Consider the following 24,954-nt stretch of genomic DNA (forward strand, 5'->3'; position numbering starts at 1 on the left):
ACGAATCGCTCGAAGGAATGGCCGACAAACCCTGCGGTGCAACGCTGTTCATCGACCGAGAACGCGCGCGATGGGTGCCGCAGCAGCGGGCACGGCGTCAGGGCGGCGCAGGTAGAGAGGTTCGGTGTCGAGCAGGCGCTCCCCCGCCATGACGCGCTGGTGCGCGACGATCGCGAGGTCGGCAGCGTCGACGTCGAGCAGCACCTCAGCCTCGCCTGCTCCCGTCAGGGCCGCGTCGCCGGACGTGTCGACAGCGCTGGCCGCGGCTGCCCGCGTCGCGTCATGGAGAACGTCGGCGTAGAGCCTCGCACCGCGACCGACGGCGGGAATGTCACCGAGCTGTTCGGCGACCGCGGCGGCCTTGTCGACGGCCGGGTCGCCCGGGACGATCGGCCCACCGTCGAGGTCGTAATGCGCCCAGTAGATCTCCTTGCGGCGCGCGTCCGTCGCGACGAGCAGCGGACCGCGCATCCCGAGCGTGTGCGCACGATGCGCGAGGGCGTCGAGGGAGCACACGCCACCGATGGGCAGGTCGAGGGCGTACGCGAACGTCATCGCCGTCATGACGCCGACGCGCAACCCGGTGAACGGCCCCGGCCCGACGCCGACGGCGACGCGCGACAGGTCCGCGGGCGCCACGTCGGTTTCCGCGAACATCGCCTCGATCGCGGGTGCCAGGATCTCGGTGTGACGCCGCGCGTCGATCGTCGAGGTGCGGGCGACGACGTCACGCCCGTCGTGAAGGGCTGCCGTGACGGCGGAGGTGGACGTATCGATCGCGAGAAGCACCCGTCCAGCTTATCGGCGGGACGCAACTCGCCTGACGAAGCTGCCGGCCGGCTGGGCGCGGAGGGCTCACGTCGAGCAGCTCCGGGCGAGGTACCGGCCGACGCGGAACGCACACGTTGCCCGAGGCTGCGGCTGCGACTGCAGCACGGTCACGACCGCTGCACGAGAAATGTGCATCTGCAGGACGAATGTGCGTGACATTCCTCGTGCAGATGCACATTTCTCGTGCAGCGATGCAGGTGCTGGCTGCGATGCTCAGTCGGCGACGAGCCCCAGAGCCGCGACGAGGTCGATGTCCGCCCAGCGCGGCCCGGCCGTCTCGACGGTGACGGTGCGGTCGTCGAGCCCGGTCAACGTGAGGTGCATCCGGTCCTCGGACAGCCCCTCGGCCATCCCGGCGCCCCATTCGACGACGGTGACGGCGTCGTCGACGAACGTGTCGAGGTCGAGGTCGTCGAGTTCACCGAACCCGCCGAGTCGGTAGGCGTCGACGTGGACGAGGGCCGGCCCGTCACCCAGCGACGGGTGCTCACGCGCGATGACGAACGTCGGGCTCGTGACATCACCCCGCACGTTCAGTGCCGCACCGAGGCCGCGCGTCATCGTCGTCTTGCCTGCTCCGAGATCGCCCGTCATGACGACGACGTCCCCCGCGCGCAGCACACCCGCGAGCGCCGCACCGAACGCGGTCGTCGCGTCGGCGTCGGGCAGGTACTTGCTGCCGCGAATCACCAGGTCATTCACAGTCCGAGCTCCTTCGCCAGGCTTCCCGTATAGACGCGCGGCAGCCGCGTGCTCATGCGCGTGACGATCTCGTAGCTGATCGTGCCGGCGGCGTCAGCCCAGTCCTGGGCGCTCGGGCCCTGGGTGCCGTCGGACGCGCGTCCGAACAGCACGACCTCATCGCCGGCCGCGACGGCGGCGTCCCCGGCGTCGGTGACGATCTGGTCCATGCAGACGCGGCCGGCAATGGTGGTGCGCGCGCCCGCCACCAGGAGCGGGCCGACGTTCGACGCGGCGCGCGGCACGCCGTCTGCGTACCCGACGGGGATGTCGGCGAGCGTCGTCTCACGCGGCGTCGTGTACGTGTGGCCGTAACTCACGCCCTGCCCGGCCGGTACGCGCTTCGTCACCGTGACGTTCGCGGTGATCGACATCGCGGGGCGCAGCGTCAGCTCCTCGCTCGTCGCGAGGTCGGGTGCGGGCGAGAGCCCGTAGAGCGCGAGCCCGGGGCGGACGAGGTCGAAGCGCGCCTCTGGCAGGAAGAACGTCGCCGGCGAGTTCGACATGTGCCGCACCTCGAGTTCGAACCCGGCACTTTCACAGTCGGTTGCGGCGGAGGTGAACCGTTCGATCTGGGCGGTGTTCTCGGGGTGGCCGGGTTCGTCCGCGCGCACGAAGTGCGTCATCAATCCGACGACCTCGACGTCACCCGTTGCCTGAGCAGCCTTCGCAGCCTCGACGAGGCGCGGCCAGTCGTCCCCATAGGCGCCGTTGCGGGCGAGGCCCGTGTCGACCTTGAGGTGCACGCGCGCCCGACGCCCGACGCGGCGCGCCGCGGCAGCGATCCCGTCGAGTTCGCCGACGGACGGCGCCCCGAGATCGATGCGCGCCTCGATGGCATCGGCGAACGGTGAGCCGGGAGCGTGCAGCCACGACAGCACCGGAACATCGAGGTCGCCGGCGCCCTCGGCGGCCGCGCGACGAAGCGTCATCGCCTCAGCCAACTGCGCGACACCGAGCCACGTCGCGCCCCCGTTGACGGCGGCGCGGGCGCTCGGCACGAGACCGTGACCGTACGCGTCGCCCTTGACGACACCGAGAACGGAGGCGCCCTCGGCGCGACGCGTCATCTCGTTGGCGTTGTCGGCGATGGCATCGAGATCGACGACGACGCGCGCCGGCGCGTTGCCGAGCAGTGCTGGGGCGGCTGAGTGAGTCATGATGCGCCCATTTTCTCACCCACCCCGCCCGCACTCAGCACCCCGATCCCGCCCCAACGGCGATTCCCGTCCAAATCGGCGATTTTCGTCCACATTGAACAGACGTTGCCATGCCAGGTTCGAGGTGCGCCTGCAGCCGCCGTCACCACATGAATGTGGACAAGAATCGCCGATGGGGACGGGAATCGCGAAGGGGGACGCCGTTCGCCAATGGGCACAGGAATCGCGGATGTGGACGAAACTTGCAGAGGCGGACGCCGTTCGCAGGGCGGACGCGGTGGTGCACGGACGTCAGAGGCGGCCGGCGTGCAGGTCGTCGTCGAATCTCGTCTTGATCTCGACGAGCTCGGCGATGGCGCGTCCGACGTTCGAGGCGACGTCGAGCGCCCGCACCGGGCCGCCGGGGTTCGCCAGGTGCGCCGCCCGCCCGTGGATGTACGTCGCGACGCTGCATGCTGCCGACGCCTCGATCCCCGCTGCGAGCGCCACCCCGACGATGCCCGCGAGGACGTCGCCCGTCCCGGCCGTCGCGAGCCAGTTCGGCGAGCGGTTCTCGACGAAAACAGCCCGGTCGTACGCGATGCCATCGGCTGATCGTTGCGCCGGACGCGCGATGACGGTCGCGCCGCCCTTGAGCAGCACGACGTATCCCGTCCCGTCGGCCGTGCGACGAGCCCACCGCACGGGGTCGGCTTCGACGGCCTCACGCGTCACGTCGTCACCGTCGTCGGTGATGCCGAGCAACGCCAGCGCTGACGCGAGTTCCCCCGCATGCGGCGTGATGACGGTGACGCTGCCCTCGGGCCGCTCGATCTCGTCGAGCCACGTCAGCGCGCCGGCGTCGATGACGACGGGAACGGCCTCGCCGAGCACCTCTATCGCGCTCTCGTAGCGTTCGGAGTTCTTCTCGCGCTCGCTCACGCCATCGATGCCGGAACCAACGACCCAGGCCTGCACCCGGCCCATGCCGTGGACGGCCTCGGGGACGGCGGCGAGCACGAGGTCGGACGGACGTGACGGCCCCACGTACCGCACCATGCCGGCGCCGGCCGTCGCGGCCGCCACCGTCCCGAGTACCGCCGCACCGGGAAACGCGTTGCTGCCCGTCGCCATGCCGACGACGCCGCGCGTGTACTTGTGGTCGTGCGGTCCAGGAATCGGCCAGCGTCCCGCGTACTGCTGCACGCTCCATCGCAGCGCATCGGTGCTCAGACCGTCGAGCTCGGCGAGCCCGATGTCGACGACTACCACCTCACCCGCCGCGCGTGGGTCGAGCAGCATCGACGTCTTGAGTGCTCCGAACGTCACCGTGCGGTCAGCCGTGATGCCAGGTGTCGGGCAGTCGACGGCGACGACGTGCGTCTCGCGCCCGATCGCCCGTACGGCAGATGCCCACGGCGCCGCGTCCGAGTCGTCCTCGCCATGCGAGCCGCTCGAGCCCCGCGAGGCGCGCGCGCCGATGCCCAGAATGCCGTCGACGACGAGGTCCGCGGCCGTGATGGTCTGCAGCGAGCGTGGCCCGTCGCAGTGTTCGCCACCGCACTCGCTGTGCGGCCCCTGCGGGTGCTCGATGACGTCGAGACCCGCGTCGCGCACCGCGGCGAGACCCTCCTCGTGCGCTCTGCCGGCGACGAGCACGACGTCGGCACGCACTTCGAAGTCGCGCGCGAGGTCACGGGCAGCGAACAGCGCGTCACCGCCGTTGTTCCCAGGCCCGACGAGCACGACGACGCGGTCAGCGCGCAGCCTGCGCACCTCATCGGCGACGACGCGCGCCACCGCAGCGGCAGCGCGCTGCATGAGCGTGCCGCTCGTCAGCAGCTCGCCGCTCGCCTTCTCCGCCTCACGAACCCACGTCACCGACGCCGTCCGCAGCAGGTCGTCACCGTCGAGCCGCCCGACGTACTCGATGTCGTTCTCCATCGTCATGCCTCCTCGCCCGACGGCCGACGCGAAGCCACCGTCGCCCCAGCTGCCGTGACCCGTAGTGCAACTCATCGTCATGCCTCCGCGATGACGACGGCCGACGCGATGCCACCGTCGTGAGTCAGCGAGAGGTGCAGAGCGTCGACACCGAGGTCGTCCATGCGGGAGGCGACCGTCCCACCCGTGCGCAGGAACGGTTGCCCCTGCGCGTTGGTGTCGACCTCCGCGTCCTGCCAGCTCATCCCGGGCGGCGCGCCGAGCGCCTTGCTCAACGCCTCCTTCGCCGCGAACCGGGCCGCGAGCGAGCGCACGTGCAGATCACGCTCCAGCGGTGTGAACAAGCGCTCACGCATTCCGGGCGAGCTTTCCAGTGTCTCGGCGAACCGGTCGATCTCGACGACGTCGATGCCCACTCCCACGATCATGAGTTCAGTCAATCACTTGTCGCCTCGAGACCGAGCCCCCGAGCAACACGGCGCCGTCGTTGACGAACGGGGCGACCGGGCCTCGCGACGCAGGTCGCCGGCATACGACGGGGCGCCCCCACATGGTGGTGGGAGCGCCCCGTCGGCGTCGGCGCGCGTCACTCCACGGTGACGCTCTTGGCCAGGTTGCGCGGCTGGTCGACGTCGAGGCCCTTGGCCGTCGACAGTTCGAGGGAGAACACCTGCAGCGGCACGATGGCGAGCAGCGGTGCGAGCAGCGGAGCCGACTTCGGGATGCGGATGACCTCGTCCGCGAACGGCACGACGGCTTCGTCGCCCTCCTCCGCGATGACGAGCGTACGTGCGCCGCGCGCACGGATCTCCTGGATGTTGGAGACGACCTTGCCGTGCAGACCGTGCGGCGTGTCGGGTCCGGGCACCACGATGAACACCGGCTGCCCGGCGTCGATCAGCGCGATCGGGCCGTGCTTGAGCTCACCGGCGGCGAAGCCCTCGGCGTGGATGTAGGCGAGCTCCTTGAGCTTGAGCGCACCCTCCATCGCGATCGGGTAGCCGACGTTGCGGCCGAGGAACAGCACCGAGCGGGTGTCGGCCATGAAGCGGGCGATCTCGCGGGTGCGCTCGAGGTGGCCGAGCACCTCCTCGATCTTGGCCGGCATCTCCTGCAGCTCACCCATGACCTTGGCCGCGTCGTCGGCGTACGTGCCGCCGCGCAGCTGCGCGAGGTAGAGGCCGAGGATGTAGCAGGCCGTGATCTGCGCGAGGAACGCCTTCGTCGAGGCGACCGCGATCTCCGGGCCGGCGTGCGTGTAGAGCACGGCGTCGGACTCGCGCGGAATCGTCGCGCCGTGCGTGTTGCAGATCGACAGCGTGCGGGCGCCGAGCTCCTTGGCGTGCTTGACGGCCATGAGCGTGTCCATCGTCTCGCCCGACTGCGAGATCGACACGACCAGCGTGCGCTCGGAGACGATCGGGTCGCAGTAGCGGAACTCGTGCGCGAGCGACACCTCGACCGGGATGCGCGTCCAGTGCTCGATCGCGTACTTGGCGACCATGCCCGCGTACGCGGCCGTGCCACACGCGACGATCGTGATGCGGTCGATGGCCTTGAGGTCCTCTTCGGAGATGCGGATCTCGTCGAGCGTCAGGCGCCCCGCCTCGTCCGTACGGCCGAGCAGCGTGTCGCGCACCGCGTCCGGCTGGTCGAAGATCTCCTTCTCCATGAACGTGTCGTAGCCGCCCTTCTCGGCGGACGCCGCGTCCCAGTCGACGTGGAACGTCTTGCCCTGCGCCGCGGAACCGTCGAAGTTGCACACCTCGACGGCCTCGGGGGTGATGACGACGACCTGGTCCTGGTCGACCTCCATTGCCTCCTTGGTGTACCCGATGAAGGCGGCGACGTCGGAGCCGAGGAAGTTCTCGCCCTCACCGAGCCCGATGACGAGCGGCGAGTTGCGGCGCGCCGCGACGACCTGGTTCGGGCTGTCGGCGTGCACGGCGAGGAGCGTGAACGCGCCCTCGAGACGGTTGACGACCTCGAGCATCGCGGCCTTCAGATCGCCCGCGTACGCCTTCGCGAGAAGGTGCGCGACGACCTCGGTGTCCGTCTCGGACGCGAACTCGACGCCGTCCTCGAGCAGCTGCGCGCGCAGCGGGTGGAAGTTCTCGATGATGCCGTTGTGGATGAGCGCCAGCTTGCCGTCCGTGCCGCCACGGTGCGGGTGGGCGTTCGCGTCCGTCGGGCCACCGTGCGTCGCCCAGCGCGTGTGACCGATGCCGGTCGCACTCGCGGGAAGCGGGTGGTTCTCCAGCTCGGCGCGCAGGTTGGCCAGCTTGCCGGCCTTCTTCGCCGTCGAGACGTGATCGCCCGTCACCAGGGCGATGCCGGCCGAGTCGTAGCCGCGGTACTCGAGGCGGGCGAGGCCCTCCATCACGACGGCCTCAGCGCGCTCGTCGACCTTCGAGCCGACGTATCCAACGATTCCACACATGCGATTCAGACTACCGGCACGCGCGCGCCGCCCACGAATCCCCGAACGTTCACGAACCCGTCCCCGCACGGACTTGGCACAATGACACCGTGACCCGCGCCCACCACCCGCCGCTGCCGAGCCCCTACGTCGAACTCACCCGAGCCGACTGGGCCCGCCTGCGCGACACCCACCCCATCGACCTGACGAGCGACGACGTGCGCCGCCTCGCCGGGCTCGGCGAACGCATCGACCTCGCCGAGGTCGAGGACGTCTACCTTCCCCTGTCGCGCCTGCTCAACTTCTACGCCGCCGCGACGCAGAACCTGCACCGCACGACGACGGACTTCCTCCAGGAACGCCCCGCCAAGACGCCCTTCATCATCGGCGTCGCCGGCTCCGTCGCCGTCGGCAAGTCGACGACCGCCCGCGTCCTGCAAGAACTGCTCGCGCGCTGGCCCGACACGCCCCGCGTCGAACTCATCACCACCGACGGCTTCCTCTACCCCAACGCCGAACTCGAACGCCGCGGCATCATGGACCGCAAAGGCTTCCCCGAGAGCTACGACCGACGCGCCCTCGTCCGCTTCGTCGCCGAGGTCAAGGGCGGCAAGGCGGAAGTCGAAGCGCCCGTCTACAGCCACCTCGTCTACGACATCGTGCCGGACGAGAAGATCGTCGTGCGCCAACCCGACATCCTCATCGTCGAAGGCCTCAACGTCCTGCAACCACCTGTCTCGACGCCCGGGCAACCCACCCGCTCGACGCTCACCGTCAGCGACTTCTTCGACTTCAGCGTCTACGTCGACGCCCGCGAAACCGACATCCGCGAGTGGTACATCAACCGGTTCCTGCGCCTACGCGAAACTGCGTTCGCCGACCCCGACTCCTACTTCCACCGCTACGCCCGACTCGACGACGACGAAGCCGTCACCCTCGCCACCCGCATCTGGGAGAGCATCAACCTGCCCAACCTCATCGACAACGTCCAACCCACCCGCGGCCGCGCCACCGCCATCCTGCGCAAGAGCAGCAACCACGCCGTCGACAGCGTCAAACTGAGGAAGCTGTGATGTCCCTCGTCGCCATCACGCAAGGTTGCCTGCGCAACGAGCGGTCGGCGAGCGGGACGTCAGAGCAACTCGCGCACCTGCACCGGCGCGTACCGATGCGGCCGTCAAGCTGATGGTCTGCGGGCAAGGCGGTCCTGCACCCCTGACGGGTCAGTGGGTGCGGGCGCGCTCGTCGGAATCGAAACGGTCGCGGACGTCGTCGCGCTCGAAGACCTCGTCGTCCTGGTCGAAGGCCCCGTGGCGGCGCTCGGCCGCGTCGAAGTCGTCATCCAGATCGTCGAGAGTGTCGAAGTCGTCGCGCGACTCCTCATCCGGGTGACGACGGCGATCCGCCGCCCACAACGCCATCCAGACGACGGCGAACAGCGCCGCCACCGCGAGACCCGCGAGCAAGCCACCCCCCGCGCCGAACAGGAACTGCGAGCCGACGCCGGTGCGCTTGCTCTCCCCGAACTCCGGTGCCGCACCCGACGACGCCTTCCCGGCACTGACCGCAGCGAAGACCGTCGCGACGAACGCGACAACCCAGTACGCGATCCCGAAGAGCTTGTTCTGGACGAGACGCACGGTCGAGCCTTCCTCACGATCGGTGACCCGCCACCTCCCCGCGGCGGATCGTCGAAGCACACGCTACCCAGTCACGAGCCCACTGCGCGCGCGCCACACCGACACCGCTGCCACCGGCTCACATCGGACGCCGCGTGCCCGCGGCCAGACCCCGTCAGGCCCCACGCGTCGGCGACACGATCAGCCCACGCGCCGGCCGTCAGTTCGCGAGCACCGACGTCACGAGCGCCGCGATGGGGCTGCGTTCCGACCGCGTCAACGTCACGTGCCCGAACAGTGCGTGCCCCTTAAGCTTCTCGACGACCGCGGCGATGCCGTCATGGCGCCCCACCCGCAGGTTGTCGCGCTGCGCGACGTCATGCGTCAGCACGACGCGCGAGTTCTGGCCCATGCGCGACAGCACCGTCAGCAGCACGTTGCGCTCCAACGACTGCGCCTCGTCGACGATGACGAACGCGTCGTGCAGCGAACGCCCACGGATGTGCGTCAGTGGCAGCACCTCGAGCAGGTCGCGCGCGATGATCTCGTCGACGACCTCCTTGCTCACGACGGCGCCGAGCGTGTCGAACACCGCCTGAGCCCACGGGCCCATCTTGTCGTTCTCACTGCCCGGCAAGTACCCGAGCTCCTGGCCGCCGACGGCGTACAGCGGGCGGAAGACGATCACCTTGCGGTGCGCGCGACGCTCCATGACCGCCTCGAGGCCCGCGCACAGCGCGAGCGCGCTCTTGCCGGTGCCGGCCTTCCCGCCGAGGCTGACGATGCCGACGTCGAGGTCGCTCAACAGGTCGATGGCGATGCGCTGCTCGGCGGAGCGGCCGTACAACCCGAACAGGTCGCGGTCGCCGCGCACGATCTTCACCACGTTTCCCGGCATGACGCGCCCGAGCGCCGAACCGGACGCCTCGCCGTCGGCGCTCAGGATGACGCCGGTGTTGACGGGCAGATCCTCGAGGCCGTCGAGCGTGACGCGCCCCGTCGCGTACAGGGTGTCGATCTCACTCGCGTCGACGCTGCGTTCGACGATGCCCGTCCACCCCGAGTCGGGCACCCCGTCGGCGCGGTACTCATCGGCCGACAGCCCGGTTGCGGACGCCTTGATGCGCATCGGCAGGTCCTTGCTCACCACCGTCACGTCGTGGCCCTCGGCCGCGAAGTTGGCGGCGACCGCGAGGATGCGCGAGTCGTTGTCACCGAGTCGGAAACCCGCGGGCAGGGCGGCGGGGTCGGTGTGGTTGAGTTCGACGCGCAGCGTGCCGCCATCACCGATCGGGACGGGGTGGTCGAGGCGGCCGTGACGCACGCGCAGGTCGTCGAGCAGGCGCAGGCACTCACGCGCATAGTAGCCGAGCTCGGGGTGATGACGCTTGGCCTCGAGCTCGGTGACGACGACGACTGGGAGCACGACGTGGTGCTCGGCGAACCGGGTGAACGCGCGCGGGTCGGACAACAGCACGGACGTGTCGAGCACGTACGTCTTGACGCGCTGGGCGACGGCGGCGTTCGTCGTCGCGCCGTCATCGGTTCCGGGCCTGAGGCCCGATTCGAGCTGGGTGGTCGAGGTGAGCGCGCCCGCGGCGCCCTCCGTCGTGAGGGTGTCCGCCAGGGTCATCGTCGATTCCTCGGGTCACGGGTGCGAACGCGCCGGCCGGGCGCCCGCGAGGAGCCGTCGTGCACCCCTCGTCCTCGACGCTAACGGCGGCGCCACCGCAGGTCGGCGGCCAGCCTGAGAAGCCTGCATGAACTTCACGTGAATGGCCGCCGCAGCGACGCGTCACGACCCGAAACGACGCTCGCGTTCGGCGTAGGCGCGCAGCGCGCGCAGGAAGTCGACGCGACGGAAGTCGGGCCAGAACGCTTCGCAGAAGTAGAACTCGCTGTGCGCCGACTGCCACAGCAGGAAGCCGCCGAGGCGCTGCTCCCCCGAGGTGCGGATGACGAGATCCGGGTCGGGCTGGCCCTTCGTGTAGAGGTAGTCGCCAACGCTGTCGATCGTCAGACGCTGCGCGAGCTGCGTCATGTCCTCACCGCGCTCGGCCGCGTCGAGCAGGATGGCGCGGAAAGCGTCGACGATCTCCTGACGCCCGCCGTACCCGACGGCGATGTTGACGACCATTCCGTCGCCGTCCTGCGTCGCGCTGACGGCGTTCTCCAGCCGGGTGCGCGTCGCCTCCGGCAGCAGCCCGAGGGCGCCGACGAGGTTGAACCGGCGGTTGCCGGCTGCGGAGAGTTCGTCGACGACGTCCTCGATGATGGCGAGCAGTGGCGCGAGCTCGGTCTCGCTGCGCTTGAGGTTGTCGGTCGACAGCAACCACAGCGTCACGACCTCGATGCCGAGCTCCTCGCACCACGTGAGCAACGGTTCGATGTTGTCGGCGCCCGCCTTGTGACCGTGCGCGGTGTTCGCGCCCCTCTTCTTCGCCCAGCGACGGTTTCCGTCGAGCATGAGGCCGACGTGACGCGGGAGACGCTCAGGAGGCAGGCCCTTGACGAGTTGGCGCTCGTAGGCGGTGTACAGCACGTCGCCCGGTCCGCGCATGGCTGCCTCCTCGTGGTGTGGCGCTGGGTTGACGATAGCAACGCCGGAGCAGGTGGCCTGCCCCGGCGCCGCGACGATCAGTGCTGTGCGCTGCCGATCGGGTCGTCGTCCCCGCGCGGCGCGGAGTCTGCCTCGCGTGCGCCGACGCTCTGCTCGCGCTCGGTGAACGTCATCTTGCGCAGGTGCGTGTTCATCGAACGGAACAGGAACCAGCACGCGAGCGCCAGGCCGAAGAGCACGAGAAAACCCCAGATGCCTGCGGTGACCTCGACGGATTCGTTGCCGCCCATCAGTGTTCCTTCCGTTCGACGACGTCGTCGATCACCATTGTGACAGCGCCGCTCGTCGCGAGTGCATCCGCCTGCTCGGGTGATCCGAGCCCGGCGAACAGGTCGTCCTCGTCCGGGGTGAGCGGCACCGCGCTCAGTGCGAGGTCCCATTCCTCTGTCGGCCACGCCTCGCCCTGCTCGCGCGCGTCGAGCGCGAAGAACATGCCGTCGGGGTCGATCTGCGTCGCGTGGGCGAGCAACGCGCGCGAGCGCACGTCGAACCACTCGTCGCAGCGCACCCGCGTCGTGACGCGCCCCTCGGGCCGGTCGCTGCGGCGCTCCAGCCATTCGGGGTACGGCGAATCGCGCCCGTCCTTCACGAGGGCCTCGTGGTAGGCGCTCAGCTTCGCGCGGGTGAAGGTGCGGTCGTAGTAGACCTTGAGCGGCTGCCACGGCGCACCGGCGTGCGGGTAGGCGTCCGGATCGCCCGCCGCGCGGACGGCGGCGATCGTCACGACGTGCGTCATGATGTGGTCCGGGTGCGGGTAACCGCCGTTCTCGTCGTACGTCGTGACGACGTGGGGGCGGCGCTCGCGGATGACCCGCACGAGCGCCTCGACGGTGATGTCGAGCGGCTCCAGCGCGAAGCAACCGTCGGGCAGCGGCGGCAGCGGGTCCCCCTCGGGCAGACCCGAATCGACGAAGCCCAGCCAGACGTGCTCGAAGCCGACGACCTCGCGCGCCTTCGCCATCTCCGCGCGACGCAGCGCGACGAGGTCACTCTTGACCTGCGGGTCGTCGACGAGGCGCGGGTTGAGCACGTCACCACGTTCGCCGCCGGTGCAGGTGACGACGGTGACGTCGTCCCCCTCGGCGAGGTAGCGCGCCATCGTCGCTGCGCCCTTGCTCGATTCGTCGTCGGGGTGCGCGTGCACCGCCATGAGCCGGAATCCGCCTGCCACCTGACACCTCGTATCGTGAGACCTGTTGAACTGCTCCGCAGGCGAACCCGCGAAGCACCCATTGTGACAAAGGAGAGCGAGTGCCCCTCGAACGCCCACGGGCCGAACAACGCAAGTGGTGGATCATCGGCACGCTCGGCGTGGTCCTCATGACGGCGTTCTGCATCTGGTTCGGCATCCAGTGGACGTCGAACACGGTCACCGCGAACCAACACGGCTTCAAGGTGCTCTCCGACGATCGCATCCAGGTGAGCTGGGACGTCATCCCCAGCGACAAGGACAAGCCGGTGACCTGCACGCTCATCGCGCTCAATGACCGCCGCGACGTCCTCGGTTCGAAGTCGGTCTCGCTCAAGCCGAGCCCCTACGACTCGACGACGTACACCGACGTCGTGCGCACCACGTCGCGCGCCGTCTCGGGCACCGTCAAGGAGTGTCACTACACGGGCGAGAAGGCTCAGGCCGAGTGACGTCGCGGCGTCGATGCCGCGGCACACTCTCCCGCTGACGACGCGCGCAAGAGCCGTCGACGACGTGCGTTCTCGCGCCATGGCGCTAGAATGGTGGTTTCACCTGGGCTGAGACGCGCACCGCCGCCGGCGGACACCGCAGCGTCTTGGCCTTGTTCTTTCGTGCGGGAGACCGTGCGAGACCCGAAAGCACAGCAAGGAGAAGACCGTGAGCGAGACCACCACCTCCTCCAGCTTCCTGACGCAGGACGCATACGACCGTCTCTCGGCGGAACTCGAGCACCTCAAGGGAGAGGGCCGTTCCGACATCGCGAAGCGCATCGAAGCCGCGCGCGAGGAGGGCGACCTCAAGGAGAACGGTGGCTACCACGCCGCCAAGGAGGAGCAGGGCAAGATGGAGGCCCGCATCCGCCAGCTCGAGTCGCTGCTGCGCGACGCCGTCGTCGGGGAGGCACCGAAGGACAACGGCATCGTCGACTCCGGCATGGTCGTCACCGTCGAGATGTTCGGTGACACCGAGACGTTCCTGCTCGGCAGCCGTGAGATCGCCGGGGACGCCGACATCGACGTCTACTCCGAGCAGTCGCCGCTCGGTGAGGCGATCATGGGCAAGAAGGTCGGCGAGGAGACCTCCTACGACGCCCCGAACGGCAAGACGATCGAGGTCAAGATCGTCGACGCGAAGCCGTACGCCGGCTGACGCATCGTTCGGCACGACACGAAGAGGGCAGCCCCGTGGTGGGGTTGCCCTCTTCGTGCATCCGACGCGACGCGTGCGCCGGCTCCGGTGTGCGCGGCCGGCTGGTCCGCCTCAGACGGTGCCAGTCGTCACCTGCGCCGCGACGGAGATGGCCAGCAGCGCGCTGACGCCGAGCAGCAGCCAGCCCCAGACCCATTCGGCCTGGGCCGGCCGTGGCCGACGCAGATCGGTGCGCGGGCCCCGCGCCCCGAGGTGGGCGACGACGTCGGCCGGAGGCTCGGGGCGGTCCTGGTCGAACGGGCCGCCCTGCGTGTCGGCCCACCACCGCTCCGCCCGCGTGATGCCGGCCTCGTCGCGCGCCCACGCGGCGCGCGCCGCCCGGGCGCGACGCAGCAGGTACAGCGCCGCGACGAGCGCCACGCCCGCGAGGACGAGGCGCACGACGACACCCGTCATCGCGTGGAGTCGAGTGCGTTTCGCAGGTCGGCGACGAGGTCGTCGGCCTCCTCGATGCCCACGGAGAGACGGATGAGGGCGGCCGGTACCTCGAGGTCCGTGCCGGCGACGGAGGCGTGCGTCATCCTCGCCGGGTGCTCGATGAGCGACTCGACGCCGCCGAGGCTCTCGCCGAGGGTGAAGATCTTCGTGGCATTGCAGACCTCGAGCGCGCGCTCCATGCCGCCGGCCACCTCGAAGCTCACCATGCCGCCGAAGCGTTTCATCTGCTTGACGGCGACGTCGTGGCCCGGGTGCGAGGCGAGGCCCGGGTAGTAGATCTTCGTGACGTCATCACGGCTCGCCAGGAACTCGACGATCTTCTCGGCGTTGTCGCAGTGACGCTCCATGCGCACCGACAGCGTCTTGAGACCGCGCAACGTCAGCCAGCTGTCGAACGGACCGGAGATGGCGCCGATCGCGTTCTGGTGGAAGCCGATGCGCTCCGCGGCGTCTTCGAACTCGGGCACGCCGATGTTCTTCGCGACGACGACCGCTCCCCCGACGACGTCGGAGTGGCCGCCCGAGTACTTCGTCGTCGAGTGCACGACGATGTCGGCGCCGAGCGCGATCGGCTGCTGCAGGTAGCTCGAGGCGAACGTGTTGTCGACGACGAGCAGTGCGCCCGCCTCGTGCGCGACGGCCGCGAGCGCCGTGATGTCGGCGATGCCGAGCTTGGGGTTGGTCGGAGTCTCCACCCAGATCAGCTTGGTCTTGTCGGTGACGGCGGCGCGCACGGCGTCGACGTCGGCGATGGGTGCCGTCGAGTACTCGACGCCCCAGCTCTTCGTCACCTTGTCGACGAGGCGGTAGGTGCCGCCGTAGGCGTCGGTGGGGATGACCATGTGCTCACCCGGGCGCAGGATCGAGCGGATGACGGTGTCCGAGCCCGCGAGACCGGAGGCGAACGCGAAACCCTTGGCGCCGCCCTCGAGAGCGGCGATGCACTCCTCGAGCGCCGTGCGCGTCGGATTGGCCGAGCGGCTGTACTCGTAGCCCTCACGCAGACCGCCGACGCCGTCCTGCTTGTAGGTCGAGGTCTGGTAGATGGCCGGAACGACCGCGCCCGTGCGCGGGTCGGGCTCCTGCCCCGCGTGGATCGCGCGGGTCGTGAAACCGAGGGTCGAGAGGTCGGAGAGGTCTGCGTTCTCGTTGTCGTGCGTCATGCCGACAAGCCTAGTGCTGCGCACCGACAACCCCGAAAGTCGTGTGAATCCGGCACCGAGGCCGCACTGCACACGGCGAATGGGGACACGACGATGGCCCCACCTCGTCGACACGGGGTGAGGCCATCGGGTTCGCTCGGGTCAGACGTCGAGCGCCCGGTCGAGTTCCTTGTAGTCGATGCCGGCCGGCGCCTTGGCGATGACGCTCTGCAGCAGGCCGAGGCGAGCGGCCTTGAGCGCCTCGTCGTCAGCCATGACGAGGACGTCGTCGAAGAACCTGTTGAGCGGCTCGGTGAGACCCGAGGCGTCCGCGAACCACTGCGTCAGCGAGTCACCCGAGTGGTCGGGCAGTGCCTCGACGAGCGGAGCCAGCGTCTTCTCGGCCTCGTCGGTGAGCACGGACACATCGAAGCCCGGCTGGGTGCCCGCAGGCACGATGCGCGTGATGCGCTGCGTCACCTGCACGAGGGCGCGGAACGCCTCGTCATCGCGCAGAGCCTCGACATCGGCGAGCACCGCGGCCGCGCGACCGGGCGTTCCGGCGCTCGGGCTGAGGGCCGTGACGAGCGCCGCCGAGACGCCTTCGTCGCGCAGCTGCTGGCCGAAGCGGCCCTCGACGAACTCGAGAGCCGATGCGAGCGCCTCGCCCGAGACCTCGACGCCCTGCTCACGCAGTCGCGCGGCGGCAGCGTCGAGACCGTCGCTCACGCTGATGGCGGCCACGGCCGGCACACCGCGCAGGATCGACACGACGCCGAGCGCCGCGCGGCGCAGCGCGAACGGGTCGGACGAGCCGGTCGGCTTCGCGCCGATGGCGAACATCGCGGTGAGCAGATCGAACCGGTCGGCCAGCGCGAGCAGCGCGCCCGGCGTCGAGGAGGGCAGCGAGTCGCCCGCCGAGCGCGGCTTCTCCATCTCGAACAGGGCATCGGCCACAGCCGGGGCCTCCCCCGCCTTCAGGGCGTATTCGCGCGCCATCGTTCCGGCGAGGCTCGACAGTTCGACGACCATCGCCGTCGACAGGTCGAACTTCGCGAGCGCACCGGCGCGCGACAACGTTGCCTGCTCATCGCCCGTGAGTTCAACGGACGCAGCGAGTTTCGTCGACACGTCCTTGATGCGGTCCGCACGCTGCGCGAACGAACCGAGACGGTTCTCGAACGTCAGCTTGTCGATCTGCGCGCGGAAGTCGTCGAGCGGAACCTTGAGGTCGGCCTCCCAGAAGAACGCCGCGTCCTCATAGCGGGCCCGCAGCACGGACTCGTTGCCGGCGCGCACGACGTCGTCGTCGATCGAGCCGTTGGCCATCGTGACGAAGTACGGCATGAGCGTGCCGGAGGCGTCGCGCACCGGCAGGTAGCGCTGGTGCTTGCGCATGACGGTGGTAAGGATCTGCTCGGGCAGCTCGAGGTAGCGCTCCTCGAAGGTGCCGAGCACACCGTGCGGCTCCTCGACGAGGTTCGTGATCTCGTCGACGAGGCTCGCCTCGCCGTCGATGTCGATCGTGCCGCCGACGCTCTTCGCGAGCGCCAGGGCACCGTCGACGACCTGGCGGCGTCGCGCTGTCGGGTCGAGCACGAAACCGGCCGCTTCGAGCGTCGGGACGAGCTCGTCGGCAGCGGCGACGTCGACGTGCGGCTGCGCTGCGGTGCGCGCGACGTACGTCGTGCGGCCCGTGGTGAGTGAGCCCACCGTCGCGGGGACGACGTGCTTGCCCCACAGCGCGACGACCCAGCGGATCGGGCGGCTGAACGTCAGCTGCGGGTCGTTCCACTTCATGTTCTTGTCGCTGCGTAGGCCGGAGACGACGTCGGCGACGATCTCGCCGAGCACCTCGAGCACACCGCGCCCCGTCTGCGTCTGCTTGACGGCGACGTGCTCGGCACCGTCGAACTCGGCGGTGACGACGTCGTCGACGGAGACGCCCTTGCCGCGCGCGAAGCCCTCGAGGGCCTTCGTCGGCGCACCATCCTTGTAGGCGGCCGCGACCTTCGGGCCCTTGGCGAGGGTCTCGGAGTCCGGCTCGTGCGCGCTGACCCCGGGCACGGTGACGACGATGCGGCGCGGCGTGCCGACGACGGCGACGTCGCCGTGCTCGAGGCGGGTGCCGGCGAGCGCCGACGTGACAGCGTCACGCACGGCGGGAATCGTCGCGTCGAGCACGTGCGGCGGCATCTCCTCGACGCCGATCTCGAACGTGAACGTCTGCGGCGCGTCGCCGAGTTCGGCTGCGGTGGGCGCCGGTTCGGGCTTCTCGACGGGCTGGGTGACGTTGGGCGCCGACGCGGCCGCCTCCGCCAGCTCACGCACGCGTGACGTCGCCGCGTCGCCCTTGAGCAGCGGGTGACCGAGTTCGGCGCGACGCTCGCTCCACAGTGCACCGGTCTCGCGAGCGAGGCGGCGCATGAGGGAGAACGAGCGCGCACGCTCCGTCGTGGAGACGGCGCCGCGGCTGTCGAGGATGTTGAACGCGTGCGAGCTCTTGAGCACGTACGTCCACGCCGGCACCGGCAGGCGTGCGTCGATGAGGCGCTGAGCCTCGTCGGTGTACTCCTTGAAGAACGCGCGGGCCGCGTCGACGTCGGCGTCGTCGAGGTAGTAGCGCGACATCTCGTACTCGTTCTGCGCGAACACCTCGCCGTAGCTGATGCCCTCGGCGTACGCCATGTCCTTGAAGTGCGTGACGCCCTGCAGCGCCATGAGGATGCGCTCCATGCCGTACGTCAGCTCGACGGCGACAGGCTCGAGGTTCTGCCCGACGACCTGCTGGAAGTATGTGAACTGCGTGACCTCCATGCCGTCGAGCCAGACCTCCCAACCCAGGCCCCACGCGCCGATGGCGGGCTGCTGCCAGTTGTCCTCGACGAAGCGCACGTCGTGCGCGTCGAGGTCGATGCCGAGCGCCTCGAGCGAGCCGAGGTAGAGCTCCTGCGGGTTGCCCGGGTCGGGCTTGAGGATGACCTGGAACTGCGTGTGCGTCTGCAGCCGGTTCGGGTTCTCGCCGTAGCGGCTGTCATCGGGGCGCACGGAGGGCTCGACGTACGCGACGTGCCACGGCTCGGGCCCGAGCACGCGCATGACGGTGTTGGGGTTCATCGTCCCCGCACCGACCTCGGTGTTGTAGGGCTGCACGACCATGCATCCGCGGTCGGTCCAGTACTTCTGCAGCGTCAACAGGGCATCTTGCATCGTCAGCACGTCGGTCACGCGCCCCAGGTTACCGAGTGCGCACGCGCCCCGCCCATTCGTCCCGATCACGACGTCACAGCAGACGATGACGGCGCACGCGCCGCCCGGGAACGCGGGCGCTCGCCATGAGTTCCCGCGTCGTCAGCACCTTGGTCGGCGACATCCATCCACACGACGGCTTGTGGAGCGCGCAGCCACCACCCAGGCTGACGGCCGCGTGGTCGATCAGGCCGTCGGGGTTGCGCCAGACATGGACGACACCAAGGCCGTCGTCGGTGTCATGACGCGGCAGCAACCGCGTCCGCTCCCGCAGCCACGCCTCGATCGGCTCGCGCTGCATCCACTCCTCACGTGCGCCGTCCACGCCGGCCGCGGCGAGAACGGCACCGAAGCAGTTGGGCCCGCTGGCGCGCGGGAACGTCCCCGCGATCTCACGGGCGCCTGGCAGCACGGCGTCGATGTCGGCCCAGGCCCGCTGGGTGATCTCGCGATGACGACTCGCGCGCCGCCCCTCGACGACGTATGCCACGACGCGCTCGAGGTCGCGCGCGATGGCCGACGCGTCGTCACCGCTACGCCAGAGGTGACGCGTGGGTTGCGCTCGCCTCAGAGACGCCGGCAAGGCGCGCGCCGCCGCGCGATCGAGCCAGCAGATGGCTTGGTCGTCCACGCCGTACAGCAGGAACGTGTCCTTGAGCTCGAACGTCACCCGCTCGGGCTCGTCGCGCAGGCCGAGGTCGTGCGCGACGCTGCGGGGCACGACGAACGGCTGATCGACCGGCATCGTCCACGCGCGCCACTGCAGCAGCTGCTCGTGCGTCACCTCGATGCCGAGCACCTCGCGTACGGGCGCCTCGGACGGGCTCATGCAAGCCTCTTCTGCCATTCGAACATCGTGCCCTCGCGTTCGTAGCCGAGCTCGGAGTTGATCCGCAGCATGTGGGTGTTCGTCTCGTCGTTCCAGGTGCGCTGCACCTCGACGCCCGGCGCGACCTGCGGCAGCAGCAGCGACACCGCAGCCTTGACCCGGTAGCCGAGCCGGTGCCCACGGTGCGCGGCCTCGACGAGGGTGTCGTCCTGGTAGGCGATCCAAGGCGTCTCCGCGGGAACGCTGACGTGCGTGAACGCGGCCATCTGCCCGCTCGGTCGGTGCCACGCCACGGCCTCGACGACGCGTCGACCCTGAGCGCGTGCGGTGTCGAACAGCTCGTGCACCCGCGCGGCATCCCACGTCTCCGGTTCGATCGCAACGTCACCGAGCGGGGTGTCGGTCGACATCATCGCTCCGAGACGGGCCCGCTCCTCGAGCCACTGCGACGGGAGGTCGTCGACGGCCGTCTCGACGACATACTCGTCGTCGAACGCGAGGGCGGCACGCATCTGTGCGGCGACGGCGTCGCTGACCGGCAGACGCTGAGCGTTGCGCACGCACGTCTGGGCCTGGGCGAACCCGCGGGCAGCGAGGAAGGCGCCTGCGGCGTCAGGCTGGCCGACGGGCGTCTGCGTCTCGACGAGGACCGTCGTACGTCCCTCGTCCTGCATGATCTCCTCCGCGGCTGAGAGCAGCGCCGAGCCGACACCCCGTCGTCGCGCGGGAGCCGGCACGTCGAGGTGGAGAAACGCGAGGTGGGTGTTGTCGCGGCGCGGCAGGACGAGCTCGGCGGCACCGACGACGCCAGCTGCTGTGTCCACGCCATCATCCTGTATGTCGGCTGCTCCCCCAACGGCGTCGTCGTCGCACGAGGCTTCCCCCTCGACGGCGACGAACGCATGACGCTTTTCGGATTCCTTGCCCCACATGGCGCGCAGCTCGTCGGCGGGGTAGGCGGTCGTGTGCTTGCCCCACTGCTCGTGGCCCACCGTCATGAACACCTGCGCCCAGGCGTCGAACAGCGGGTCGGACGGGCCGATCTGACGAATGCGCATGGCGACATTGCACTCAGCACCAGCTGCGTACGCAACCGGTTTTTCGGCGCGTCCGCCTGGATCGTGCGACAACCCGTTCATGCCGGCGGAGGCTCGGGCCGGAATGCCTCGACCGCCGGCGGTGTTGTCTCGGAACCCGAGGAAAGGCACCTCATGTTCACTCGAAAGCACACCCGAACGCCCGAGGCGAGCGACCTGCACGACGTCCTCGACGTGCCGATGTTCTCCGAACTGCCCGACGGCTCGGCGACCCTGTACGTCGCGATGGGCTGCTTCTGGGGCGCCGAACGCATCTTCTGGAAGATTCCGGGCGTCGTCACCACGGCCGTCGGGTACATGGGCGGCCACGCCACCGAGCCGACGTACGAGGACGTCTGTGACGGCGGCACGGGCCACACCGAGACGGTCATGGTGGCCTACGACCCGTCGCGCGTGTCCGAACGCGAGCTTCTCAAGGCGTTCTGGGAGAACCACGACCCGACGACCGCGAACCGGCAGGGCAACGACGTCGGCACGCAGTACCGCTCGGCGATCTACTGGACGACGCCGCAGCAGGAGCGCGCTGCCCGCGAGACGTCCGCGCTCTTCCAAGAGGCACTCGACGACGCGGGCCGCGGCGCCATCACGACCGAGATGCGCCCGGCCGACGAGGCGGGCCCCTTCTGGCCGGCGGAGCTGTACCACCAGCAGTACCTGTCCAAGCACCCTGGCGGCTACTGCAACCACGGCTTCAAGGGCGTCACGTGCCCCGTCGGCGTCGCCGACCTGCCCGCGCAGACGGATGTCCTCCCGCCACGCTGACGACGACATGCACGGCGGCTGCTGAGCCGGCGGCCGATCAACCGGCCACCGCGGCGCACCGGCCGTCTCAGCGCACCTGGAAGGCCCGGCTCGTTCCGGTATGGGCACTGACCTTGCCGTTCCAGCCGTTCTTCCAGTTGCCCTGCTGCACGAGGCGATACGTGCTCGCGGGCGTGCCGCGACGTATGCGCCGCTCCATGGTGCATCGCGAGTACGAGACGCCCTCGCGCGACCAGACGTACGCGGTGTCCCAGTCGTGGTCGTCGAGGACGTCGACCCACGACGAGCCGACCTGACGCTGCACCTTGACGAACGTGCCCATCGTGCGGAAGTCATTCTTCGGGTGGCCGCCGCGGAAGACCGCCCGCACGCTCGAACCAGCCGAGCGTGTGGCGTCCGGCTGAGTCAGGACGTCACCGAAGTGCTGCCCGGGTGGGACGTCGTCGAACACGACGCCGGGGCCCTCGGCGCGTGGCCGACGTCACACTCATCACCCACCTAGACGATCGTCCAAGCTGTGTGAAGAAATCACTCACCCGAGCCTCGACGGCGAAAGACGCCGCATCAGCCACGCCGCGTGTCGCACGTCACAATCTTCGCCCACGTCTCATCTCCAGTGCCACAACTTGACGCTTTGTCGTGCGCGGCTCTAATCTCGCTGCTGGTCAAGAGATCCGATGCAAAGCCCTGGCTGGTCGGACGGCAACCCTCACACGCGTGGCGGGGTGCTCCAGGTGATGACCCGGCCGCGTCGACCACGCGGCAAGCACGCTCGGCACCCAACGTGACGGCATCCTCGTGAGCCTTCCGTTGCGCTGCCCAGGCCCCGAAAGGCATGCCCCGCACGACACCGCGCACCGCGCCCCACCCCGGCGCCCCGCCTTCACGCTGACTCCGCGCACCCGCGCCAGCCCCGCGCATTCGCATCCTTGCCGCCTCACCAGGAGAGATCATGACCGACAAGCACACCCCCGCCGACGAGACCTCGACGCCCGCCTCGTCCACGCATGACGCCACGAGCGCCGAGAACGGCGCGACCGCCCTGCCCCCGAAACCGAAGAACAACACCGGCAAGTACGTCGCGATCGGCGCTGGCGTCCTCGTCGTCGCGCTGGCCGCCGGCATCGGGGCCAAGGTGCTCGGCGGGAGCAGTGACGACAAGCTGACCCACCTCAAGGTGGGCACGACGGAGGCGTCGGACCCGTACTGGAACCAGCTCGTCAAGGTGGGCAAGGACAAGTACGGCCTCGACATCGAACCGGTCAACTTCTCTGATTACACCCAGGCCAACCCCGCGCTCTCCGAGGGCCAGGTCGACCTCAACCAGTTCCAGCACCTGCAATTCCTCGCCGACTACAACACCAAGGCGAAGCAGAACCTCACGCCCATCGGGGCGACGTACATCGTCCCGCTGGCGCTGTACTCGAAGAAGCACACGAGCGTCGGCCAGTTCCCCCAGGGCGGCAAGATCGCCATCCCCAACGATCCGACGAACCAGGCGCGCGCCTTGCTGCTGCTGCAGAGCGCCGGACTGCTGAAGCTCAAGGGTGGTGGCACCTCGCTGTCGACCCCGGCCGACATCGACGCTGGCGCCTCGAAGGTCACCGTCACAGCGGTCAACGCCGAGCAGACCGCGGCCGCGCTGCCGTCCGTCGACGGCGCGATCGTCAACAACAACTTCGCCGCGGACGCGAAGCTCGACCCGAGCAAGGCCCTGTTCAAGGACGACCCGCATGCGGCCTCGTCGAAGCCGTACATCAACGTCGTCGTCGCGCGCGCCGCGGACAAGGACAACGCCGACTACGCCAAGTTCGTCAAGGCCTACCACGACCCGAGCGTCGAGAAGCTCATCGAGGAGCGCACGAAGGGCACGAGCGTCCTCGTGAACAACTCCGCCTCCGAGGTGCAGGGCATCCTCGCGAACCTCGAGGCCCAGATCAAGGCGAAGGGATCGAAGTGACGGGCCCCTCCCCCACACCGACGAAGGCCGCCGCGCCGGCGAGTGCCACCCCGCCCGCCGTCGCCTTCCACGACGTCGGCAAGACGTTCACCCGCGGCAAGAGCCGGGTGACGGCTCTCGACGGCATCACGACGCAGGTGGAGCGCGGACGCATCGTCGCCGTCATCGGTTTCTCCGGCGCCGGCAAGAGCACCCTCGTACGTCTCATCAACGGGCTGGAGACGCCGACGCGCGGCCACGTCGAGATCGACGGCGTCGACCTCGCGTCGCTGTCCGCGAAGCAGGTGCGCGAGCTGCGCGGCCGCATCGGCATGGTGTTCCAGCAGTTCAACCTCATCCGCTCGCGCACGGTGTACGCCAACGTCGCCTACCCCCTCGAGGTCGCCGACTGGGACAAGGCGCGCCAGGAGGCGCGCATCACCGAGCTGCTCAGCTTCGTCGGGCTCACCGAGAAGGCGTGGGCCTACCCCGACGAGCTCTCAGGCGGGCAGAAGCAGCGCGTCGGCATCGCCCGTGCGCTCGCGACGAACCCGGAGATCCTGCTCGCCGACGAGTCCACGTCCGCGCTCGACCCCGACACGACGAAGGACGTCCTCGCGCTGCTGCGCCGCGTCAACGACGAGCTCGGCGTGACGATCGTCGTCATCACCCACGAGATGGACGTCGTGCGCGAACTCGCCGACGACGTCGTCGTCCTCGAGGCCGGCCGCATCGTCGAGTCCGGGCGCACCGTCGACGTCCTCGGCGCGCCGAAGGCGGACGCGACGCGCCGCCTCGTCGACGCCACCCTGCGGAACGTGCCCGACGCACGCGAGAGCGCCCGGCTGCGCGCTGCCCACGACGGGCACCTCGCGACGCTGACGGTTCACGACCCGCGCGAGTTCGGCCGTGTCCTGGCCCGCATGTCCGCACACGGCGTCGAACCGGAGATCGTGCACGGCGGCCTCACACCGCTCAAGGACGACACCCTGACGACGTTGACGCTCGCCCTGCGCGGCGACGACGACGCCGTCACCACCGTGCTCGACGAACTGCGTCTCGCCGCCGACGTCGAGGAGGTCGCCGCATGATGCCCGCAACCGATTGGGAGGCGCTGCGCCCCACGATCGTCACCGCAGTGGGCGAGACGCTGCTCATGGTCGGCGCGACGATCATCATGGGCGGCCTGCTCGGCCTCGCCCTCGGCGTGCTGCTCAACACCACACGACGCGGCGGCATCCTCGAGAACCGAGTTCTGCACACAGTGCTCAACGTCCTCGTCAACATCATCCGACCGATCCCGTTCATCATCTTCGCCGCCGCTCTCGGGCCGTTGACGCTCGCCGTCACGGGCTCGACGATCGGTGCGAAGTCGATGATCTTCCCGCTGACGATCGCCTCGACCTTCGGCATCAGCCGCATCGTCGAGCAGAACCTCGTGAGCGTCGACCCCGGCGTCATCGAGGCGGCGCAGGCGATGGGGGCGAGTCCGTGGCGCATCATTCGCACCGTGCTCATCCCCGAGGCGCTGGCGCCGCTGATCCTCGGCTACACGTTCGCGCTCGTCGCGGTCATCGACATGACGGCCGTCGTCGGCGCCATGGGCGGCGGCGGCATCGGTGACTTCGCCCTGTCCTACGGTTACCGCCGCTACGACTGGGCCGTGACGTGGGCCGCCGTCGTCGTCATCATCGTCTTCGTTCAGATCGCCCAGTTCATCGGCAACGCTCTGGCCCGCAAGGCGCTGCGTCACTGAGACACCCTCCGCGCCGCTCGGCGCGAGC

Annotated in this window: 24 protein-coding genes and 1 riboswitch; of the genes, 7 read left to right on the forward strand and 17 right to left on the reverse strand. The window is 69.5% G+C overall.

The features are described 5' to 3' along the window. Positions 1–48 precede the first annotated feature (48 nt). From tsaB to glmS, 6 genes are all read right to left on the reverse strand, one after another. Positions 49–789 (reverse strand): tRNA (adenosine(37)-N6)-threonylcarbamoyltransferase complex dimerization subunit type 1 TsaB, encoded by a 741-nt coding sequence (gene tsaB / locus DYE07_RS13865; RefSeq protein WP_202775006.1) that lies wholly within the window; start codon positions 787–789, stop codon positions 49–51. Between the two features lie 255 nt (positions 790–1,044). Beyond that, on the reverse strand, positions 1,045–1,533 hold the full coding sequence (gene tsaE / locus DYE07_RS13870) for a tRNA (adenosine(37)-N6)-threonylcarbamoyltransferase complex ATPase subunit type 1 TsaE (protein WP_074046161.1): 489 nt from the start codon (positions 1,531–1,533) through the stop codon (positions 1,045–1,047). Beyond that, positions 1,530–2,732 (reverse strand): alanine racemase, encoded by a 1,203-nt coding sequence (gene alr, locus DYE07_RS13875; RefSeq protein ID WP_062257879.1) that lies wholly within the window; start codon positions 2,730–2,732, stop codon positions 1,530–1,532. The genes tsaE and alr overlap by 4 nt, the downstream gene beginning before the upstream one ends. A gap of 291 nt (positions 2,733–3,023) precedes the next feature. Beyond that, positions 3,024–4,730, reverse strand: coding sequence for a bifunctional ADP-dependent NAD(P)H-hydrate dehydratase/NAD(P)H-hydrate epimerase (locus DYE07_RS13880; protein ID WP_237723759.1), 1,707 nt, complete (start codon positions 4,728–4,730; stop codon positions 3,024–3,026). A gap of 2 nt (positions 4,731–4,732) precedes the next feature. Then, on the reverse strand, positions 4,733–5,083 hold the full coding sequence (locus DYE07_RS13885) for a holo-ACP synthase (protein WP_038569133.1): 351 nt from the start codon (positions 5,081–5,083) through the stop codon (positions 4,733–4,735). A gap of 158 nt (positions 5,084–5,241) precedes the next feature. Beyond that, positions 5,242–7,095, reverse strand: a complete 1,854-nt coding sequence (gene glmS / locus DYE07_RS13890; RefSeq protein WP_038569134.1) for a glutamine--fructose-6-phosphate transaminase (isomerizing) — start codon at positions 7,093–7,095, stop codon at positions 5,242–5,244. An 89-nt stretch (positions 7,096–7,184) separates the two neighbouring features. On the opposite strand from glmS, the gene coaA reads away from it, so the two are divergent. Then, the gene (coaA, locus tag DYE07_RS13895; RefSeq protein WP_006944139.1) at positions 7,185–8,147 is read left to right on the forward strand and encodes a type I pantothenate kinase; all 963 of its coding nucleotides are present in this window, start codon (positions 7,185–7,187) and stop codon (positions 8,145–8,147) included. A 150-nt stretch (positions 8,148–8,297) separates the two neighbouring features. On the opposite strand, the gene DYE07_RS13900 is transcribed toward coaA, so the two are convergent. The 5 genes from DYE07_RS13900 to mca all read right to left on the reverse strand — a co-directional run bounded on the left by DYE07_RS13900 (position 8,298) and on the right by mca (position 12,484). Continuing rightward, positions 8,298–8,714, reverse strand: a complete 417-nt coding sequence (locus DYE07_RS13900; protein ID WP_115297327.1) for a hypothetical protein — start codon at positions 8,712–8,714, stop codon at positions 8,298–8,300. 199 nt (positions 8,715–8,913) lie between these two features. Then, positions 8,914–10,326, reverse strand: a complete 1,413-nt coding sequence (gene phoH2 / locus DYE07_RS13905) for an RNA 5'-3' helicase PhoH2 (protein WP_115297328.1) — start codon at positions 10,324–10,326, stop codon at positions 8,914–8,916. A gap of 162 nt (positions 10,327–10,488) precedes the next feature. After that, the gene (locus tag DYE07_RS13910) at positions 10,489–11,253 is read right to left on the reverse strand and encodes an isoprenyl transferase (RefSeq protein WP_006944141.1); all 765 of its coding nucleotides are present in this window, start codon (positions 11,251–11,253) and stop codon (positions 10,489–10,491) included. Positions 11,254–11,330: 77 nt separating this feature from the next. Beyond that, complete coding sequence (locus tag DYE07_RS13915; protein WP_006944099.1) at positions 11,331–11,543, reverse strand: hypothetical protein; 213 nt, start codon at positions 11,541–11,543, stop codon at positions 11,331–11,333. Beyond that, positions 11,543–12,484 carry a mycothiol conjugate amidase Mca gene (gene mca, locus DYE07_RS13920; RefSeq protein ID WP_051806090.1) on the reverse strand — a complete coding sequence of 314 codons (942 nt, stop codon included), beginning with the start codon at positions 12,482–12,484 and terminating at the stop codon, positions 11,543–11,545. The genes DYE07_RS13915 and mca overlap by 1 nt, the downstream gene beginning before the upstream one ends. 80 nt (positions 12,485–12,564) lie before the next feature. Between mca and DYE07_RS13925 the strand changes: the two genes are divergently transcribed. After that, entirely contained in the window at positions 12,565–12,954 is a 390-nt protein-coding gene (locus DYE07_RS13925; protein WP_006944133.1) for a DUF4307 domain-containing protein, read from the forward strand. Positions 12,955–13,162: 208 nt separating this feature from the next. Then, complete coding sequence (gene greA / locus DYE07_RS13930; protein WP_006944071.1) at positions 13,163–13,654, forward strand: transcription elongation factor GreA; 492 nt, start codon at positions 13,163–13,165, stop codon at positions 13,652–13,654. Positions 13,655–13,765: 111 nt separating this feature from the next. Here the strand turns inward: greA and DYE07_RS13935 are convergent, their stop codons facing one another. The 5 genes from DYE07_RS13935 to DYE07_RS13955 all read right to left on the reverse strand — a co-directional run bounded on the left by DYE07_RS13935 (position 13,766) and on the right by DYE07_RS13955 (position 20,430). After that, complete coding sequence (locus DYE07_RS13935) at positions 13,766–14,110, reverse strand: hypothetical protein (RefSeq protein ID WP_038569143.1); 345 nt, start codon at positions 14,108–14,110, stop codon at positions 13,766–13,768. After that, positions 14,107–15,315, reverse strand: coding sequence for a cystathionine gamma-synthase (locus DYE07_RS13940; RefSeq protein WP_038569144.1), 1,209 nt, complete (start codon positions 15,313–15,315; stop codon positions 14,107–14,109). Before DYE07_RS13940 ends, DYE07_RS13935 begins: the two co-directional genes overlap by 4 nt. 141 nt (positions 15,316–15,456) lie before the next feature. Further along, on the reverse strand, positions 15,457–18,504 hold the full coding sequence (locus DYE07_RS13945) for a glycine--tRNA ligase (RefSeq protein WP_172463048.1): 3,048 nt from the start codon (positions 18,502–18,504) through the stop codon (positions 15,457–15,459). Between the two features lie 73 nt (positions 18,505–18,577). Then, entirely contained in the window at positions 18,578–19,372 is a 795-nt protein-coding gene (locus DYE07_RS13950) for a hypothetical protein (protein WP_115297330.1), read from the reverse strand. Then, positions 19,369–20,430, reverse strand: a complete 1,062-nt coding sequence (locus DYE07_RS13955; RefSeq protein ID WP_115297331.1) for a GNAT family N-acetyltransferase — start codon at positions 20,428–20,430, stop codon at positions 19,369–19,371. Before DYE07_RS13955 ends, DYE07_RS13950 begins: the two co-directional genes overlap by 4 nt. 153 nt (positions 20,431–20,583) lie before the next feature. On the opposite strand from DYE07_RS13955, the gene msrA reads away from it, so the two are divergent. Beyond that, positions 20,584–21,231 (forward strand): peptide-methionine (S)-S-oxide reductase MsrA, encoded by a 648-nt coding sequence (gene msrA / locus DYE07_RS13960; protein ID WP_115297332.1) that lies wholly within the window; start codon positions 20,584–20,586, stop codon positions 21,229–21,231. A 67-nt stretch (positions 21,232–21,298) separates the two neighbouring features. Here msrA and DYE07_RS13965 read toward each other — a convergent pair whose 3' ends face one another. Then, complete coding sequence (locus tag DYE07_RS13965; protein ID WP_115297333.1) at positions 21,299–21,682, reverse strand: neutral/alkaline non-lysosomal ceramidase C-terminal domain-containing protein; 384 nt, start codon at positions 21,680–21,682, stop codon at positions 21,299–21,301. A gap of 212 nt (positions 21,683–21,894) precedes the next feature. Next, a riboswitch (SAM riboswitch) is annotated at positions 21,895–22,006 on the forward strand. A gap of 177 nt (positions 22,007–22,183) precedes the next feature. Between DYE07_RS13965 and DYE07_RS13970 the strand changes: the two genes are divergently transcribed. From DYE07_RS13970 to DYE07_RS13980, 3 genes are read left to right on the forward strand one after another with little or no spacing between them, the layout of a single operon-like run. Beyond that, on the forward strand, positions 22,184–23,191 hold the full coding sequence (locus tag DYE07_RS13970; RefSeq protein WP_171969960.1) for a MetQ/NlpA family ABC transporter substrate-binding protein: 1,008 nt from the start codon (positions 22,184–22,186) through the stop codon (positions 23,189–23,191). After that, entirely contained in the window at positions 23,188–24,261 is a 1,074-nt protein-coding gene (locus DYE07_RS13975) for a methionine ABC transporter ATP-binding protein (protein WP_172463037.1), read from the forward strand. The genes DYE07_RS13970 and DYE07_RS13975 overlap by 4 nt, the downstream gene beginning before the upstream one ends. Further along, positions 24,258–24,926, forward strand: coding sequence for a methionine ABC transporter permease (locus tag DYE07_RS13980; protein WP_006944079.1), 669 nt, complete (start codon positions 24,258–24,260; stop codon positions 24,924–24,926). Before DYE07_RS13975 ends, DYE07_RS13980 begins: the two co-directional genes overlap by 4 nt. The last annotated feature ends 28 nt before the right edge of the window (positions 24,927–24,954 follow it).

Source organism: Dermacoccus nishinomiyaensis (assembly GCF_900447535.1).
In the GTDB taxonomy this organism is placed as follows: domain Bacteria; phylum Actinomycetota; class Actinomycetes; order Actinomycetales; family Dermatophilaceae; genus Dermacoccus; species Dermacoccus nishinomiyaensis.

Coding starts and splice junctions, on each gene's coding strand:
- msrA (WP_115297332.1), top strand. CDS start 20,584: ATGTTCACTCGAAAGCACACCCGAACGCCCGAGGCGAGCGACCTGCAC.
- alr (WP_062257879.1), bottom strand. CDS start 2,732: ATGACTCACTCAGCCGCCCCAGCACTGCTCGGCAACGCGCCGGCGCGC.
- DYE07_RS13910 (WP_006944141.1), bottom strand. CDS start 11,253: ATGCGCGGACCGGGCGACGTGCTGTACACCGCCTACGAGCGCCAACTC.
- DYE07_RS13955 (WP_115297331.1), bottom strand. CDS start 20,430: ATGCGCATTCGTCAGATCGGCCCGTCCGACCCGCTGTTCGACGCCTGG.
- DYE07_RS13980 (WP_006944079.1), top strand. CDS start 24,258: ATGATGCCCGCAACCGATTGGGAGGCGCTGCGCCCCACGATCGTCACC.
- glmS (WP_038569134.1), bottom strand. CDS start 7,095: ATGTGTGGAATCGTTGGATACGTCGGCTCGAAGGTCGACGAGCGCGCT.
- DYE07_RS13950 (WP_115297330.1), bottom strand. CDS start 19,372: ATGAGCCCGTCCGAGGCGCCCGTACGCGAGGTGCTCGGCATCGAGGTG.
- DYE07_RS13970 (WP_171969960.1), top strand. CDS start 22,184: ATGACCGACAAGCACACCCCCGCCGACGAGACCTCGACGCCCGCCTCG.
- DYE07_RS13880 (WP_237723759.1), bottom strand. CDS start 4,730: ATGAGTTGCACTACGGGTCACGGCAGCTGGGGCGACGGTGGCTTCGCG.
- DYE07_RS13885 (WP_038569133.1), bottom strand. CDS start 5,083: ATGATCGTGGGAGTGGGCATCGACGTCGTCGAGATCGACCGGTTCGCC.
- DYE07_RS13915 (WP_006944099.1), bottom strand. CDS start 11,543: ATGGGCGGCAACGAATCCGTCGAGGTCACCGCAGGCATCTGGGGTTTT.
- DYE07_RS13935 (WP_038569143.1), bottom strand. CDS start 14,110: ATGACGGGTGTCGTCGTGCGCCTCGTCCTCGCGGGCGTGGCGCTCGTC.
- DYE07_RS13940 (WP_038569144.1), bottom strand. CDS start 15,315: ATGACGCACGACAACGAGAACGCAGACCTCTCCGACCTCTCGACCCTC.
- DYE07_RS13945 (WP_172463048.1), bottom strand. CDS start 18,504: ATGCAAGATGCCCTGTTGACGCTGCAGAAGTACTGGACCGACCGCGGA.
- phoH2 (WP_115297328.1), bottom strand. CDS start 10,326: ATGACCCTGGCGGACACCCTCACGACGGAGGGCGCCGCGGGCGCGCTC.